Source organism: uncultured Microbacterium sp., assembly GCF_947632095.1.
Taxonomy (GTDB): domain Bacteria; phylum Actinomycetota; class Actinomycetes; order Actinomycetales; family Microbacteriaceae; genus Microbacterium.
Genome location: NZ_CANROA010000002.1, coordinates 32408 through 47974, shown reverse-complemented (window position 1 = coordinate 47974; position 15567 = coordinate 32408). Strand labels below are relative to the sequence as shown.

The following is a 15567-nucleotide window of genomic DNA, read 5'->3' as shown; positions in this document are numbered from 1 at the left end:
CTCCGGATCGCCGCAGATTATCTTCGCGCGCGGGTAGTCTGAACGCGTGGTGAAGTGGTTCTGGCGCAAAGAGAAGCCCCGTCGCATGCTGTCCTTGCGCAGCAGGGGAGACATGGGCGATGCGACGCGCGTCGATTTCGCGGAGCTCGCCCCCGAGTTGAACCGCTTCCTCGGCCAGGCCGCCTATCTGCAGCTGGGCTACTTCGAGACGCTGACGCGGCTGATCCGGGCCACCCCCGATCTCGACGAGAAGGGTGCGCTGACTGAGGCCGCCGGAGCGGCTCTGAGCAAGCACACCGGTATCGTCGAGGTGATCCGCGCGCAGGGCGATGACCCCACCGAGGTCATGCTGCCGTTCCGCGAGCATCTGGATGCGTTCCGCCGCAAGACGATCGGAGCGCGCCCGCGCGAGACGCTGCTGTCGGTGTACATCACGGCGGGAATGCTCGATGACTTCTATCTCGCGCTGGCCTCGAGCTATGGGAGCACGGGGGAGCGCGTGGCAGAGATCCTCAGCGAGGACGACGCCACGGGCGAGATCGTGCGCATCCTCACCGAGACGATCGAGGGCGACGCCGAATGGCGATCGCTGCTGTCGATGTGGGCTCGGCGGCTGGTCGGGGACACGCTGCTCGTCGCCCGCCAGGCGCTGCGCACCGAGCGCCTCGCCGAGGACGAGGAGCGGGTCGAGCCCGTCTACACGGAGCTCATGGGAGCGCACGCCCGGCGGATGGATGCGATGGGTCTCGCGGCCTGAGAGCCGGAGGTCTGCTCAGAGTCCGAGCGCGGCCTTCTTCTCGGCGTCCTCCGTCTGACGGCGACGGGTCAGGACCACGCCGACGACCGCGGCGATCGCGAGCGATCCGACGATGGATGCGAGCCAGAGCCAGCCGTTCGTCTGGCTCATTCCGCTCCACTGCATGATCGTGTAGATCGCCGCGGATGCGGCGGTCGCGGTCGCGGGCACGAGGGCGACGCCGCGCAGCTCACGGTTCGGGATCAGGTAGTGCACGCCGATTCCCAGCGCGCACGCGGCGATGAGTGCGAGGAGGATGTACATCGGATCGTCAGGCGACGAAGCCGACGCGACGCGACTCTTCGGTGCCGAGCTCGATGTACGCGAGGTTCGCGGTCGGCACGATGTAGGAGTTGCCCTTGACGTCGCTGAAGCTGACGCTGGCCGCGCTCTGCTCGAGGGCTGCGGCGACCTGGCTGCGCACGTCGTCTGCGCTGGTGGCGGTCTCGAAGTTCAGTTCGCGGCCGGTGTTGATGATGCCGATGCGGATTTCCACGCGTGCTCCTTGACATGTCGGGGACTGCGCCAACTCTACCCCGGCCGGCGGCGCGAGGACCGGCGGCGGGGAAGGTTTCGCCAGGGGCGCACAACGGGGGAGGCCGCGGGCCGCGACGGCGATGTCGGCGGGGCCGGATAGCGTGGATGCCATGACAGAGGATGCTGGCCAGCGAGCGGTCGTCAACGCCCCCGTCGAGGCATCCGGAGTGATCATCGGAGGTCCGGGCACGGGCAAGACGCACACGCTCATCGACCGGGTGGCGCACCTGCTGTCCGGTCCCGATGCGCTCGCGCCCGAAGAGGTGCTCGTGCTCACCGCGAATCGTCAGGCGGCGACCGTGCTGCGCGACCGGATCGGCGTGCGCATCGCGCAGGCGACACCGGGGCCGCTGGCACGGTCGCTCGGTTCATTGGCGTTCCAGATCGTCCGCGGTGCGATGGTGCACGCGGGCCAGGAGCCCCCGGCGCTGCTGACCGGAGCCGATCAGGACCGCATCATCGCCGATCTCCTCGCCGGAGACGCCGAGGACGAGGAGTCGGGACAGCCCAGTCGCTGGCCCGAGACGCTGAGCCGCTCGGTGCGCGCCTCCACGGGGTTCCGGTCGGAGCTGCGAGCCTTCCTCGCGGAGTGCACCGAACTGGGCGTCCGGCCCGACGAGCTGCAGGCCTCCGACCGCCCGGTGTGGCGCGCGGTGGGCGACTTCACCGAGGAGTACCGCGCGGTGCTCGCGGGAATGCGCACCTCCTACCGCGACGCCGCGGACCTCGTGAGCGAGGCGGCGGCGATCCTGCAGCGCGCCGATGCGGCGACGCTCGGCCCGTTGGCGCCGTTGCGGGTCGTGCTCATGGACGACGCGCAGGAGACGACGCGCGGGGGAATCACGCTCGTGCGGGCACTGCGGGAGCGCGGCATCGCGGTCATGGCCTTCGGCGACCCCGACATCTCCTCGGGGGCATTCCGCGGGGCGAGTCCGCAGTTGTTCCACGAACTCACGACGGTGCTCGAGCATCTGTTCGTCCTCGACGCCGCGCACCGGCAGACCCGTGCGCTCACCGATCTGACGCGCACCGTCACCCAGGCGATCGGCGTCGCCGGTCGCGTCGATCACCGTCGTGCCCCCGGGCCCCGTCCGGACGAGCCCGATGATGCCGTGCAGACCTATCTGGCGGGATCTCCCCATGAAGAGATCGACCGGATCGCCGGCACGCTCCGGGATTGGCGCCTCAGCCACGGCATCGCGTGGAGCGACATGGCGGTGATCGCCCACGACACCCGGCAGGTGACGATGCTCGAGGCCGAGCTGGCGGCGCGCGAGGTCCCGACCCGGGCCGCGGGCGTGCAGCGCCCGCTCGGCAGCGAGGGCATCGTGCGCGACATCGTCGGCATCGTCCGTCTCGCGCTCACGCCTCTCGAGCAGCGCACCACCGAGATGCTCGTCGACGCGCTGCGCTCGCCGTTCGGCGGGATGGATGCCGTGGGCCTGCGCCGTCTGCGCGCGCGGATGCGGCATGCCGAGCTCGCCGAGGGCGGGGCGACGCCGGCATCCGAGCTGCTGCGGGCGGCCATGGCCGAGCCTCTCGCCTTCACCTTCATCGACGCTCCGGAGGCTCGCGTCGCGGCCCGCTTCGCGCGGACGCTCGCCGAATCCACGGCGGCGGCCGCCGCGAACGAGACCATCCACGAGTTGCTGTGGCGCATCTGGGACGATGCGCGCGCCCTCGACGGCTCGAAGCTTCAACGGCACTGGCGCGAGGCCGCGGAGCAGCCCGGCGGCGCCGAGGTCGCACGTTCGCTCGACGCTCTGGTCGCACTGTTCGATGCGGCCAAGCGCTTCGTCGAGCGCACGCCGAATGAACGCGCCGAGACGTTCGTGCGCGAGATCCTCGACAGCGAGGTGCCCGAAGACACGCTCTCGACCCCCGATCGTCCGGGCCTGGTCACCCTCCTCACGCCCGCCACGGCTCTGGGAACGCAATTCGAGGCGGTCATCGTCTCCGGTGTGCAGGACGGTGTCTGGCCCAATACCCGCCTGCGCGGCGGCATGCTCGAGACGTGGCGTCTGGCCGATGCCGTCGCCGCTGCGCGCACGGGCGCGCCGCTGGACCCGCCCGGAGCCATCGACCGGCGCCGAGAAGCGCTGCACGACGAGCTCCGTCTGTTCGTGCGCGCCGTCTCCCGGGCTCGTTCGCGCATCGTCGTGACGGCGGTCGACGACGACGCGACGGGGCCGAGCCCGTTCTTCTCGTTCCTGCCGGAGCCAGCGCCGCTGTCGGAGCATCCGTCCTCCGAGTATCCGCTCACGCTGCGCGGTCTGGTCGCTCGCCACCGGCGCACACTGACGAGCTCGAGCGATCCCGCCGTGCGCACGATGGCCGCGCGCGAGCTCCGCCTGCTCGCCGAGGCCGACGTCCCGGGAGCAGCCCCGGCCGAGTGGTACGGCATTCCGGAACCGTCGACGACGGCTCCGCTGCACGACCTCGAGGTCGAGGCGGCGCGGGTCTCGCCGTCGCGGATGGAGGCCTTCGAGACCTGCGAGTTGGGTTGGGCGATCTCCTCGCTCGGCGGAGACACGGTGCTGCCGCCATCGGCCGGGATCGGCACCATCATCCACTCCGCCATGGAGATCGCGCCCGATGGCGAGCTCGAGAAGATGCGTGAGGTCGTGGCCCGGCTCTGGCCGGAGCTCGAGTTCGAGACGGAGTGGATCGGTCGTAAGGAACGTCGTCGGGCCGAGCTGTACATCGATCGGCTGCACTCCTACCTCGATCGGGTCACGGCCGAGGGCGGACGCGTGATCGCGAACGAGGGCGAGTTCCGCTTCGCCGTGCAGGTGCCCGAGCGCCCCGGTGACGACGAGGCGGCACCCGCGGTATACACCGGAGACGAGGTGCACGGCCCGCACCGCGCGCTCGTGCACGGGTTCATCGACCGCGTCGAGGCGTATCCGCCCGGCGGCGGCGAGCATGCGGCGGCGCGCGGACGAGGAATGACCGCGATGCGGTCGGAGGCCGAGGGAGAACGGGTGGTCGTGGTCGATCTGAAGACCGGCAAGAACGAGCCGGAGTCCGATGGGAAGGTGCTCGAGCACGCTCAGCTCGCGGCGTATCAGATCGCGGTCGAGCAGGGGCAGGTCGCGGGCGCGGATGCCGCCGCGCTCGCCGGAGCGCGCCTCGTGCTCGTGGCCCAGACACTGGCCAAGAGCGATTACCGGGTCGCGCATCAGCACACGCTGCGCGGTGAGGACCGCGCGCGGTTCCTGAACCGTCTCGCCGATGCGGCTCGCGGCATGTCGTCCAACAGTTTCACGGCCCACGTCGAGACGCACTGCCACGACGTCCAGTGGCGTGTGCATCCGTGCCGCATCCACACGGTTCCGGCGGTGAGCGCGTGAGCGGCGTCGTCGCGCCCGAGTCACTGCGCGGCCTCGGGCTCTCAGCGCTCGACGTCGCCGCGGCGCTCGGCCAGCCGCCGCCCACCCCGGCTCAGCAGAAGGTCATCGAAGCGCCGTTGACCCCGGCGCTCGTGGTCGCCGGCGCCGGAAGCGGGAAGACAGAGACGATGTCGGGGCGCGTCGTGTGGCTCGTCGCGAACGGCATCGTGCGCCGTGACGAGATCCTCGGGCTCACCTTCACCCGCAAGGCCGCGGGCGAGCTCGCCGAACGCATCGGCGCGCGTCTGGCCGTCATCGACGAGTACGGTCGGCGGGGCCTGCTCCCGTTCGTGCCGCGGATCGTGGCATCCGGAGCCCTGTCCCGCATCGACGCCGCGACGAACGCGGCGCAGCGCGCCGCCGTGCGGACCCAGGTGCTCGATGAGCTCGCCGCCGAATACGCGACCGGGTTCGATCCATCGGCGCCGCGCAGCAGCGACGACCTGCTCATCCGTCCGAAGGTCTCGACCTACAACGCGTTCGCGGACTCGATCGTGCGCGAGCACGCCGCTCGGATCGGCCGCGACCCGGATGTCGCGATGCTCAGCCAGGCGGCGTCGTGGATGCTGGCGCGCGAGGTCGTGCTGCGGGCCGATCTTCCGCAGCTGGAGGACATCGACCTGTCGGTGGCGACGATCGTCGATGCGGTGCAGCGCCTGGCCGGGGATGCTCTCGACCACCGGGCCGACCTCGACCGGGCCGACCGCATCGCGCTCGAGCAGGCCGCGGCCTTCGAGCCCTATCGCAGCAACGGCGCGATCGCGAAGATCGCCGACAATCTCCTGGCCCTGCCGACGCTCTCGGCACTGGTGCGCGAGTACATCTCCGAGAAGCACCGCCGGGGAGTACTCGATTTCGCCGACCAGGTCAGCGGGGCCTTCGGCATCGTCGAATCGTCGCCGGATGTGCGCGAGGGGCTTCGCGAACAGCACCGCGTGGTGCTCCTCGACGAGTATCAGGACACCTCGGTGATCCAGACGCAGTTCCTCGCAGCACTGTTCCGCGATAGCGCGGTGATGGCGGTCGGCGACCCGCACCAGTCGATCTACGGATGGCGCGGCGCGAGCGCCGACAATCTCTACGCCTTCGCGCGAACGTTCGCCGCGCACCAGGCTGCGCAGAGCTACAGCCTCATGACGAGCTGGCGCAACGACAGCACGATCCTTGACATCGCGAACACCGTGCTCGTGCCGCTGCAGCGCCCGGGGCTCGACGTCCCGCCGCTCGAACCGCGTCCCGGGGCGGGGCGGGGGACGGTCGAGACCCGTTACTCGTTCACGGTTCACGATGAGGCCGCCGACGTCGCGGAGTGGTTCGCCGCGCGCCGAGCGGCCCACACCGATGGGGCCAAGCCGCACACGGGGGCGATCCTGTTCCGCTCCAAGCGGCACATGCAGACCTTCGCCGAGGCGCTCGCGGCACGGGGTATTCCGCATCGCATTCTCGGACTGGGCGGGCTGCTGTCGACCCCCGAGGTCGTCGACGTGGTGTCGGCGCTGCGGGTGATCCATGATCCGAACGCCGGGTCCTCGCTCATCCGGCTCCTCGTGGGCCCGCGCTTCGGGGTCGGCGTGGCCGACATGCAGGCCCTGTACGCACTCGCCGGCGAGCTCGCCCGCCGCGACAGCGGACTGCTCCCGTTGCCTGATGAACTACGTGCGCGCATCCGCTCATCGCGCGGCATCGACGAGGCGGTGTCGATCATCGACGCCGTCGACGTGGTGCGGGGCCTGCGCGACGACTACCGACTGCTGGAGGGATTCACCTCCGAGGGGCGTGCGCGCATCCGGTTGGCCGGCGAGGCATTCGAGCGGCTCCGCCGGGCATCCGGTCAGCCGATCCCCGAGCTCATCCGCCTGATCGAGCTCGAGCTGCGGCTGGACATCGAACTCGCGGCGAACGAGACGCGCGGCGCCGCCCGTGTCGCCGCGACGCAGCTGCGGGCGTTCGCCGATGAGGTACGGGCCTTCCTCGCGGCCGATGACCGGGGCTCGATCGGCAGTCTTCTGGCTTGGCTCGACAAGGCCGAGGTCACGGACGAGCTCATGCCGCGGCCGGAGCCGCCGGAGCCCGGTGTCGTGCAGCTGCTGACGATCCACGGGTCCAAGGGGCTCGAATGGGATGCTGTGGCGGTGGTGCGGATGGTCGAGGGGGAGCTGCCCTCCACTCCCAGCGATACGTCGGGCTGGTTCGGGTTCGGCGTGCTGCCGTTCGCGTTGCGCGGCGATGCCGCGGCGCTGCCGAAGTTCACCTGGTTCCTGCCCGTCGAGGAAGAGCTCGATGAGGCGAAACGGCTGAAGGCGGGGATCGCCTCGCTCACGAGTGCGAGCAAGACCACGCCCGGGGCGATCACCGTGTTCAAGGAGGAGTACCGCGAGTACCAGCTGCAGGAGGAACGCCGGCTGGCGTATGTGGCCGTCACCCGCGCGCGCACGGACCTGCTCCTGACCGGATCGCACTGGGCCGGGCAGAAGAAGCCGCGCATTCCGGGACCGTTCCTGCGGGAAGCGTGGGAGGCGCTGGGGGCGGGCGAGGCCGGCGAGGTCGATCCGGACGCGAACCCCTACGAGGGCGAAGGCCAGACCCTGGTGTGGCCGCTGGATCCGCTCGGCGGTCGCCGGGAGAGGGTCGAAGCGGCCGCCGCTGCGGTGCGCGCGGCTTTCGATGAACCGGCGCCGACGCCGAGCGATCTGCTGCAGCGTCTCCTCGCCGAGCGTGCCGAGCGGCAGAGCGGGACCGTGGCGGTTGCGCCGACGCGCGTGCCGGCCTCGCGCTTCAAGGACTACGTCACCGACTACGCGGCGACGGTGCGCGGGCTCAGTCGTCCGATGCCGGAGCGGCCCTACCGGCAGACACGACTGGGCACGCTCTTCCATGCCTGGGTCGAGCACCGGTCGGGGCTGGTCGGTGCGGCGCCGAGTCCGGAGAGCGCGCTCTGGGAGATCGATGAGGAGCAGCCGGATGCTGTGACGGCATCCGCAGCGGATGAAGCCGACCTCGAGCGGCTGCGGGAGATCTTCCTGGAAAGCGAATGGGCCCGGCTGCGACCGATCGCGGTCGAGATCGAGATCGACTTCGCGCTCGGCGGCGGGACCGAAGACGATGCCGGGCACATCGTGATCTGCAAGCTGGACGCCGTGTATCGCCGTGATGATCGGGGCGGCCGAATCGAGATCGTCGACTGGAAGACCGGCAAGGCGCCCAAGACCGCCGCTGAGCGGGATGAGCGCATGCTGCAGCTCGCGCTGTACCGGTTGGCGTACCACCGGCGGTTCGGGGTTCCGCTGGAGGAGATCGACGTCGCTCTGTACTACGTCGCCGATGATCTCGTGATCCGCGGAGACCGCGTCTATTCCGAAGAGGAGCTGGTCCAGCGCTGGAGGGCTGCGCGCGCGGCGCGCTGAGCCTCCTCCGCCGGGTCGGCGTCCGGATCGTCGTCGGTCGCGATGCCGTCTGCGCGACGGGGTGCCGCTTCGCGGCTCTCGGTCGGGGCAACGGGGACGGTGTCAGCCAGCTCGACGGGCGCGGCCTTCTCGTCCGTGACCTCCGGGATGAGGTCCGACTCGGCGACCTCGCGCAGATCCTCTGTGACGTCGGCGGGCGCGGCATCCGGGAGATCGGCGAGGACGAGGAGGTCCTCGGGATTATAAGCGTCGGTCTGCATCGACGTGTCGATGAGGGTTTCGGGGGTCGCGGGAACGCGGTCGAGCGCATCGAGGGCGGATTCGACGCCGTCGGCGCGCGCCGCGATGACGGAGAGATCGCGTTCGCGCAGGCCCTGAGCGAGAGCCTCCAGGAGACCTGCCGCGTCATTCATGATGTCGTCGCGGTGCAAGGATTCCCCGTGCAGCAGCCAGCGTGCGAATTCGAGCTCGGCGAGCATCCGGGCGCGCACGACGAGGGCCGGGTCGGGGGAGCGGGTTGATGCGGCGGCGTATGCGGCGTGCACATCGGCTTCGGCATCCGGCGCCGCCGAGAGCCACGCGAGGTCCGCGGCCGGGTCGCCGATCGACAGACCGTTCCAGTGCACGATCCCGGTGACACGGGGGCCGAGCTCGTCGTCGTCGTCGAAGATGAAGGACTTCGCCTCGGTCCCGCCGAGGACCACGGCCGATTCGAATCGCCACAGGTCGTCATCGTCGACGGCTTCGCGCCAGCGCACGGTGAGACGTGCGGGAACACGGCCGGTGGCGGCGGCGCGGTCGACGAGCTGACGGATCTCCTCGCGCACCTCGGCGCTGCTTCGGGCGGGGAGGCCTGCGCCGCGCACGACGGAGGCGGGAAGCGCATGCAGGGCGGCGATCGCGGTGCCCATCGACTCGGCGGCCCCCCGACCCGCGGGGATGTCAGCGGCCTCGATCTGGAAGCCGGGCAGAAGCCCCGTCACGAGAGCACGACCATCGGCGATCAGGGTCTCGCCCCGGTATTCCGGGGCCTGGAATGGGAGCATGGCGCGCGCACCCGGGGTCAGGGCCCGCAGGGCGATCGACTCTGCGGCGAGCTCGCGGGCCGTCTCATCGTCGTCGCCGACCCGGATCGCGACCTCGCTGCCATCGGCCAGCGTGATGACGGCCGAATCGAAGCGGCCATCGCCGCCGGCGGTGAGGACGCGGGTCCCGACGACCTCTGCCTCGGGCAGGGCGGCCGTGACTGCCGCCGCTAGAGTGAAGGGAGACCGTGCCATGCACCCAGGGTAGGTCTGCTCGGGCGCGGTTGCACCCACGCCACGCCTGTGAGAGAGGGAGTCGATGACCGTTCGACGTGCTTTTTTCGATCGCACTGCGCACCTGCGCGACGAGGAGGGGATCCTCGACGCACTGCGGGCAGCCCCTGACACGCGCGCGGTCGTGGTCCGCGAGGGGCGGGCCCGTGTCGCGGACGGCCGTCTGCTGATGGTTCCCCTCGGCGATGTCGGCGAGGCCGAGTGGGGCGTGCTCGGGCGGCACAGTGACGGATCATCCCTGCTGCTGGCCGCGGTGCCGCCCCTCAGCGACACGATCGATGCGGCTCCCGCCGAGACCTGGCTCGGAGTGCGCGACACCGGAGGGATGCTCGACGCCGAGAGCACCGAGCTGCTGATCGCCGCGGTATCCCTGGCCTCGTGGATGCTCGGTGCACGGTTCTGCACGGTGTGCGGGGCGGAGACAGAGATCCGCCAGGGCGGGTGGTCGCGCCGGTGCGCGATGTGCGAGATCGACATCTTCCCGCGCACCGATCCGGCGGTCATCGTCGCCGTCGAGAGCGCAGACCGACAGCGACTCCTCCTGGGGGCGAACGCCAACTGGCGCGGACGCATGTACTCCTGCTTCGCGGGGTTCGTCGAGGCCGGGGAATCGCTCGAGACCACGGTGCACCGGGAGATCGAGGAGGAGGCCGGGGTTCTCCTGACAGACCTCCGCTACATCGCATCCCAGCCCTGGCCCTACCCCCGATCGCTCATGGTCGGGTTCCGGGCGACCGCCTCGGACGAGCGCGAAGCGCGCCCCGATGGCGAGGAGATCATCGACGTGCGCTGGTTCACGCGCGAGGAGATCGGCAGCGCCCTGGTCGGCGACGGCCCGGTCGGCCTCCCCGGTCCCGCCTCGATCGCCCGCACGCTCATCCAGGGCTGGTACGACGAGCGCCCGCACGGTGCGCCGGCCGACCACGGCGATTCCCTGTGAGCGCCCTCGACGCCCTCGACGACCGGCAGCGCGAAGCGGCATCCATCCTCCGCGGCCCCGTGGCGGTGCTCGCGGGAGCCGGTACCGGCAAGACCCGGGTGATCACCCACCGCATCGCCCATGGGGTTGACACCGGGGCGTACACGCCCAACCGGGTGCTCGCGGTCACCTTCACGAGCAAAGCGGCCGGTGAGCTCCGCGGGCGCCTGCGCGCACTCGGAGTGGCGGGCGTCGTCGCACGCACGTTCCACGCGGCTGCTCTGTCTCAACTGAACTTCTTCTGGCCGACGCTGGCGGGCTCGCCCGCACCGAGCATCATCGACAACAAGGTGCGCGTGCTCGGTCAGGCCGCCGACCAGCTGCGCCTGCGCCTGGACACCGCGACTCTGCGGGACGTGGCCAGCGAGATCGAATGGCGCAAGGTCTCGATGCTCTCGATCGACCAGCACGCCGAGCTTGGCCGCTCGGTCGGAAAAGTCGGCACGGATCAGCTCGCGGCGCTCCAGCAGGGCTACGAGGTGCTCAAGGACGACCGTCGTCAGCTCGACTTCGAGGACGTCCTACTGGCATGCGCGGGGATGCTGGAGGCGGAGCCGCGGGTCGCGGCATCCGTCCGTGAGCAGTACCGCCACTTCACGGTCGATGAGTTCCAGGACGTCTCGCCCCTGCAGAACCGGCTGCTGGAGCTGTGGCTCGGCGACCGCCGAGACATCTGCGTCGTCGGAGACGCCAGCCAGACGATCTACTCGTTCGCCGGGGCCGAGCAGCGCTACCTCCTCGAATTCGGGCGCACCTATCCGGATGCGACGGTCGTCCGACTCGAGACGAACTACCGTTCGCAGCCACCGATCCTCGCGGCGGCCAACGCGCTGATGAAGGGGCGCCCGGGCGCCCTGGAACTCGTCGCCGCCAGGGCGGCGATCACCGCGGAGCCCCCGACGGTCACCGCATTCGACACCGAGACCGATGAGGCCGCCGGAATCGCCCGATCCATCACCGCCCAGCTCGCCTCGGGCGCCTCGGCGTCCGAGATCGCGGTGCTGTACCGCTCGCACGCGCAGTCCGGGGCGATCCAGCAGGCGCTCGCCGATGCCGGGATCGCCTCCTCCGTGCTCGGCGGCCGGCGCTTCTTCGACATGCCCGAAGTGCGACAGGCGGTGCTCGCTCTGCGCGGAGCATCTGTCGCTCCGACCGAGCGCGGTTTCCTCCCCAACGTCATCCGGGTGATGCGCGAACTCGGCCTGACCGAGGAGCCGCCCGCGCCCGGCGCCCAGCGCGAGAGCTGGGAGGCGCGCCGCGCCCTGCTGCGCCTGGCCGAGGAGGCCCCGCCCGAGACGACGCTGCGCTCCTTCAGCGAGATGCTCATGGCGCGCGCGAAGGATCAGCACGAGCCCACTCTCGAGACGGTCACGCTCTCGACCCTGCACGCGGCAAAGGGCCTCGAGTGGCCGCACGTGCACCTGGCGGGGTGGGCCGAGGGGGCACTGCCCATCGGCTATGCGACCGATTTCGAAGCCATCGACGAGGAGCGGCGCCTCGCCTACGTGGGCATCACGCGCGCAGCGCGAACGCTGTCGATGACCTGGTCGCGTGCCGCCGGTCATCGAGAACGGGCAGCATCCCGATTCCTGCAGGAGATCGGAACGACTGCGCGCGGCACCGGCATTCTTCGTGAAACGTCGCCGCGCTCCACACGCGGCGCCCGTCGGGGGTGACGCGCACCGCCGTCGCCGGGGATCCCTCGCCGATCCGCGTGAGAACGCGTTGGACGAGGCCCGCCGCTTCGACGGCGTGAACGGTCGACACCCGTTCGCGGGTCGCACCGATCAGCTGCGAGTGGAGCAGTGGCCAGGCCGGGTCGCGATCGCGTTCATGGCCGTCCCGGCAGGAGAGGCACGGTGTCTCGCCGGGCACGACGAGCGGACCAACTCGGGTGCCGCCCGGCTCGAACGCCACGGGCAGGTGGGAGAGATCCTCGCGCAGGTACGGGCCGAACTGTCGTGCGGAGGCCGCACCGTGCACGAGGACGACGCCGATCGCCGCGGTATCCGCACGATCCGTCAGAGGGATGCCCATATCCGCCAGCGCCTCGATCATCCTCGCCTCGACACGGGAGTCGTCGAGGTTCATGCTCTCGACCCATACGGACGGGCTCGTCGGAGCGTCGGTCGACAGCACCGGGCCGAGTGCGCGCAGCAGGTCGCGGGCCGCCTCCCGCGGCGCACCGACCCCGTGAGCCACGACATCGAAGGCGCGCAGGCGGAATCCGGTGCGCATCGCCTGCAACAGCGGCTCGGCCCAGGGCGCGCTGAGCGAGACGCTCACCCGCGCCTCGAGTCCGAACTGCACCGTGTCGACGTCGCGCCACAGCATCGGAAACGCGGGGTCCAGGCGCGTCAGCGTCGGGGGAGAGATCGGAGGCATAGCCCCGATTCTGCTCGGAACGCGATCGCCGCGGAGCGCCTCAGGCTCATCCGTGGAAAACTCGACACCGACGCCGCGTGTGCAGGGCGAGTAGATGCCACGGGAAGCGCGGCGGTCAGGCCGGAGTCTCGCCGCCCTGGTTGTCCGGGCCGTCCTCCTCGGAGGACCCATCGGCCCCGGCATCCTTCTCGCTGAAATCATCGCCGTCGAGCAGACGGGCCAGGGCCTCGTCGAATTCGTCGGCCACCGGCGCCTCACCGCGAGCGCTCGCCTGCAGACGGGCGATGAGAGCGCTCGGGTCGTCGATGTCTTGAGCGGTCGGCAGGAGATCGGGATAGTCCCACAGCGCGTCGCGGGCGTCGACCCCGACGGCATCCGTCACCTGGCGCCACATCGCCGCAGCCTCGCGCATGCGACGCGGACGTAGCTTCAGACCCACGAGGGCTCCCAGAGCATCCTCGGCCGGCCCTCCGACCGCGCGGCGCCGCCGGGCCGCCTCGGCCAACCGTGCACCATCGGGCAGACGCGAGGTCGCCTCGTTGGTGACGACATCGACCCAGCCGTCGATCATCGCGATGATGTTCTCGAGGCGCGCGAGAGCGTCGCGCTGAGCCTCGCTCTGGGGCGGCAGCAGCGCCCCTCCCTCGATCGCGGCGCGCAGTTCCTCGGGGTTCGAGGGGTCCAGGCGACTGGCGACGTCCTCGAGGGCGTCGGCGTCCACGGTCACGCCGCGCGCGAAGTCGGTGATCTGCGACATGACGTGCAGGTGCAGCCACTTGGAGTGACGGTACAGGCGCGCGTAGGCGAGCTCACGGGTGGCCAGGTACAGCGAGATCTGGTCTTCGGGGATCTCGAGGCCCTCGCCGAACGCCGTGATGTTCTGCGGAACGATGGCGGCGGTCCCGGCCGGAAGAACGGGGATGCCGACGTCGCCGCCGGAGACGACCTCGAGCGAGAGATTGCCGAGGACCTGGGCGAACTGCGCGGCGAAGACCGAGGCGCCGAGCCCGCGCATCAGCTGACCCGCACCCTGCACGACCCCGTGCATGTCGTCGGGGACCTGGCCCTCCAATGCGCCGGTGAGGGCATCGGCGATGCTCGTCGAAACGGGGCCCGCGATGTCCTTCCACACGGGCAGGGTCTTCTCGACCCATTCCCCGCGGGTCATGGACTGCGGGGCCTCGCCGAGTTCGGAAATGGTCGTCGCCTCGCCGAGCCAGAGGTTCGCGAGGGCGAAGGCGTCGACGAGCGAGGTGCGGGAACCGTCGGTGATACCCTGTCCCTCACGATTGGCGATGTGCAGCGCCTGGCGGAGAGTTTTCTCCCACGGATCGGCGCCGAACATGCCCTGCAGCTGCTGCGACAGGGCCGCCATCATCGCCGGGTCGATCTGCATGCCGTCGGCTCCGCCGAGCGCGTTCTGCAGCGCGCTGAGGTCGAAGCCCTCGGCCCCGCCTCCGGACATCATCTTGCGCAGGAACTCCTGGAAGTCCTCGGGGGTCGGTTCGTTGTCTGCCATGTCGGTTCGCCTCTCAGCACGTCGCTAGCCGTGCCATCTACGCTAGTCACAGGTTTCTGCGCGCACCCCCGGCGCGGGCAGATCGCTGTACGCCGGTCGCGAACGACGGAGGACCCCCAACGTGTCACACACCCGCACTTCCCGCGTCGGGATCGGAGTCTGGGCGCTCATCGTCGCGCTCATCGCGCTCCTCGTGCTCAGCTTCCTGCCCACCCCGTACGTGATCCAGCGGCCCGGTCCGGTCTACGACACTCTGGGCACGGCTGCGGGAGCGGACGGCGAGCAGATCCCGCTGATCGCGATCGACGGGGCTGAGACCTATGAGACGACCGGGTCGCTGAACCTGACGACCGTGCAGGTGGTGGGAAACCGCGAGCGTACGCCGTCCTGGTTCGAGCTCGCGCTGGCCTGGATGGATTCCTCCCGCGCCGTCGTCCCGGTGGAATCGGTGTTCCCCGAGGGGGTCACGACGGAGGAGCGCGATGAGTACAACGCCGTGCTGATGGTCGATTCGCAGCAGGAGGCGACGGCCGCCGCACTGCACGAGCTGGGTTTCGACACCGGGGCGAGCGTCGAGGTGGTCGCGGCCGTCGACGACTCCCCGGCGGACGGGCTGCTGGAGGAGGGCGATCGGATCACGGCGATCGACGGCGCACCCGTCACGAGCGCCGGTGCGCTGCGCGCGACGATCCAGGATGCCGCAGGCGAACCCGTCGCGCTGTCGGTGCTGCGTGCGGGGGAGGAGCTGTCGGTGACGCTGACGCCCGAGCTGAGCACCTCCAACGGCACCGAGACCTGGCTGATCGGCATCACGCTGACGACCGAGTACGACTTCCCGATCGATGTCAGCATCCAGCTCGACAACGTCGGCGGGCCCAGCGCGGGGATGATGTTCGCCCTCGGCATCATCGATGAGCTGACGCCGAGGGAGCTCACCGGCGGCAATGACATCGCCGGCACCGGAACGATCGACGCGGACGGCGTCGTCGGCCCGATCGGAGGCATCCGGCAGAAGCTCTACGGGGCGCGCGATGCCGGTGCCGATTTCTTCCTGGCGCCCTCGGACAACTGCGGTGAGGTCGTCGGGCACATCCCCAGCGGCCTGCAGGTGATCAGCACCGCGACCCTCGAGGAATCGCTCGCGGCCCTCGAGGTGATCGCCCAGGGCGGTGACGTCGACGCCCTTCCCGCCTGCGCGGCTTCGTGACCTCACCGTCATGCGAACCGCGGCCCCTG

10 protein-coding genes are annotated in these 15567 nt (G+C 70.5%); 6 read left to right on the top strand and 4 right to left on the bottom strand.

The window, feature by feature from the left end:
* The first annotated feature begins 46 nt into the window (after positions 1-46).
* Positions 47-757 carry a ferritin-like fold-containing protein gene (locus tag Q0Z66_RS01420; protein ID WP_298036820.1) on the top strand — a complete coding sequence of 237 codons (711 nt, stop codon included), beginning with the start codon at positions 47-49 and terminating at the stop codon, positions 755-757.
* A 15-nt stretch (positions 758-772) separates the two neighbouring features.
* Here Q0Z66_RS01420 and Q0Z66_RS01415 read toward each other — a convergent pair whose 3' ends face one another.
* Together Q0Z66_RS01415 and Q0Z66_RS01410 are read right to left on the bottom strand one after the other, a co-directional pair.
* The gene (locus Q0Z66_RS01415) at positions 773-1060 is read right to left on the bottom strand and encodes a hypothetical protein (protein WP_298036816.1); all 288 of its coding nucleotides are present in this window, start codon (positions 1058-1060) and stop codon (positions 773-775) included.
* Positions 1061-1067: 7 nt separating this feature from the next.
* A complete protein-coding gene (locus Q0Z66_RS01410; protein WP_298036813.1) occupies positions 1068-1292 on the bottom strand; it encodes a DUF3107 domain-containing protein in 225 nt (74 codons plus the stop codon).
* A 151-nt stretch (positions 1293-1443) separates the two neighbouring features.
* Between Q0Z66_RS01410 and Q0Z66_RS01405 the strand changes: the two genes are divergently transcribed.
* Together Q0Z66_RS01405 and Q0Z66_RS01400 are read left to right on the top strand one after the other, a co-directional pair.
* A complete protein-coding gene (locus Q0Z66_RS01405) occupies positions 1444-4686 on the top strand; it encodes an ATP-dependent DNA helicase (protein WP_298036810.1) in 3243 nt (1080 codons plus the stop codon).
* Entirely contained in the window at positions 4683-8129 is a 3447-nt protein-coding gene (locus Q0Z66_RS01400) for an ATP-dependent DNA helicase (RefSeq protein WP_298036807.1), read from the top strand. Before Q0Z66_RS01405 ends, Q0Z66_RS01400 begins: the two co-directional genes overlap by 4 nt.
* Here Q0Z66_RS01400 and Q0Z66_RS01395 read toward each other — a convergent pair.
* Positions 8075-9409: a phosphotransferase gene (locus Q0Z66_RS01395; RefSeq protein WP_298036805.1), complete on the bottom strand. Its 1335-nt coding sequence runs from the start codon at positions 9407-9409 to the stop codon at positions 8075-8077. The two genes, Q0Z66_RS01400 and Q0Z66_RS01395, sit on opposite strands and share 55 nt — an antisense overlap.
* A 64-nt stretch (positions 9410-9473) precedes the next feature.
* On the opposite strand from Q0Z66_RS01395, the gene nudC reads away from it, so the two are divergent.
* Together nudC and Q0Z66_RS01385 are read left to right on the top strand one after the other, a co-directional pair.
* On the top strand, positions 9474-10388 hold the full coding sequence (gene nudC, locus Q0Z66_RS01390) for an NAD(+) diphosphatase (RefSeq protein WP_298036803.1): 915 nt from the start codon (positions 9474-9476) through the stop codon (positions 10386-10388).
* Complete coding sequence (locus Q0Z66_RS01385; RefSeq protein ID WP_298036800.1) at positions 10385-12103, top strand: ATP-dependent helicase; 1719 nt, start codon at positions 10385-10387, stop codon at positions 12101-12103. The genes nudC and Q0Z66_RS01385 overlap by 4 nt, the downstream gene beginning before the upstream one ends.
* A gap of 824 nt (positions 12104-12927) precedes the next feature.
* Here Q0Z66_RS01385 and Q0Z66_RS01380 read toward each other — a convergent pair.
* Complete coding sequence (locus Q0Z66_RS01380) at positions 12928-14331, bottom strand: zinc-dependent metalloprotease (RefSeq protein WP_298036797.1); 1404 nt, start codon at positions 14329-14331, stop codon at positions 12928-12930.
* 121 nt (positions 14332-14452) lie between these two features.
* Between Q0Z66_RS01380 and Q0Z66_RS01375 the strand changes: the two genes are divergently transcribed.
* Complete coding sequence (locus tag Q0Z66_RS01375) at positions 14453-15538, top strand: PDZ domain-containing protein (RefSeq protein ID WP_298036795.1); 1086 nt, start codon at positions 14453-14455, stop codon at positions 15536-15538.
* Positions 15539-15567: the final 29 nt, after the last annotated feature.

Excerpts from the sequence above, each read along its gene's own strand:
- Q0Z66_RS01380 (WP_298036797.1), bottom strand. The coding sequence starts at position 14,331 with ATGGCAGACAACGAACCGACCCCCGAGGACTTCCAGGAGTTCCTGCGC.
- Q0Z66_RS01415 (WP_298036816.1), bottom strand. The coding sequence starts at position 1,060 with ATGTACATCCTCCTCGCACTCATCGCCGCGTGCGCGCTGGGAATCGGC.
- Q0Z66_RS01395 (WP_298036805.1), bottom strand. The coding sequence starts at position 9,409 with ATGGCACGGTCTCCCTTCACTCTAGCGGCGGCAGTCACGGCCGCCCTG.
- nudC (WP_298036803.1), top strand. The coding sequence starts at position 9,474 with ATGACCGTTCGACGTGCTTTTTTCGATCGCACTGCGCACCTGCGCGAC.
- Q0Z66_RS01405 (WP_298036810.1), top strand. The coding sequence starts at position 1,444 with ATGACAGAGGATGCTGGCCAGCGAGCGGTCGTCAACGCCCCCGTCGAG.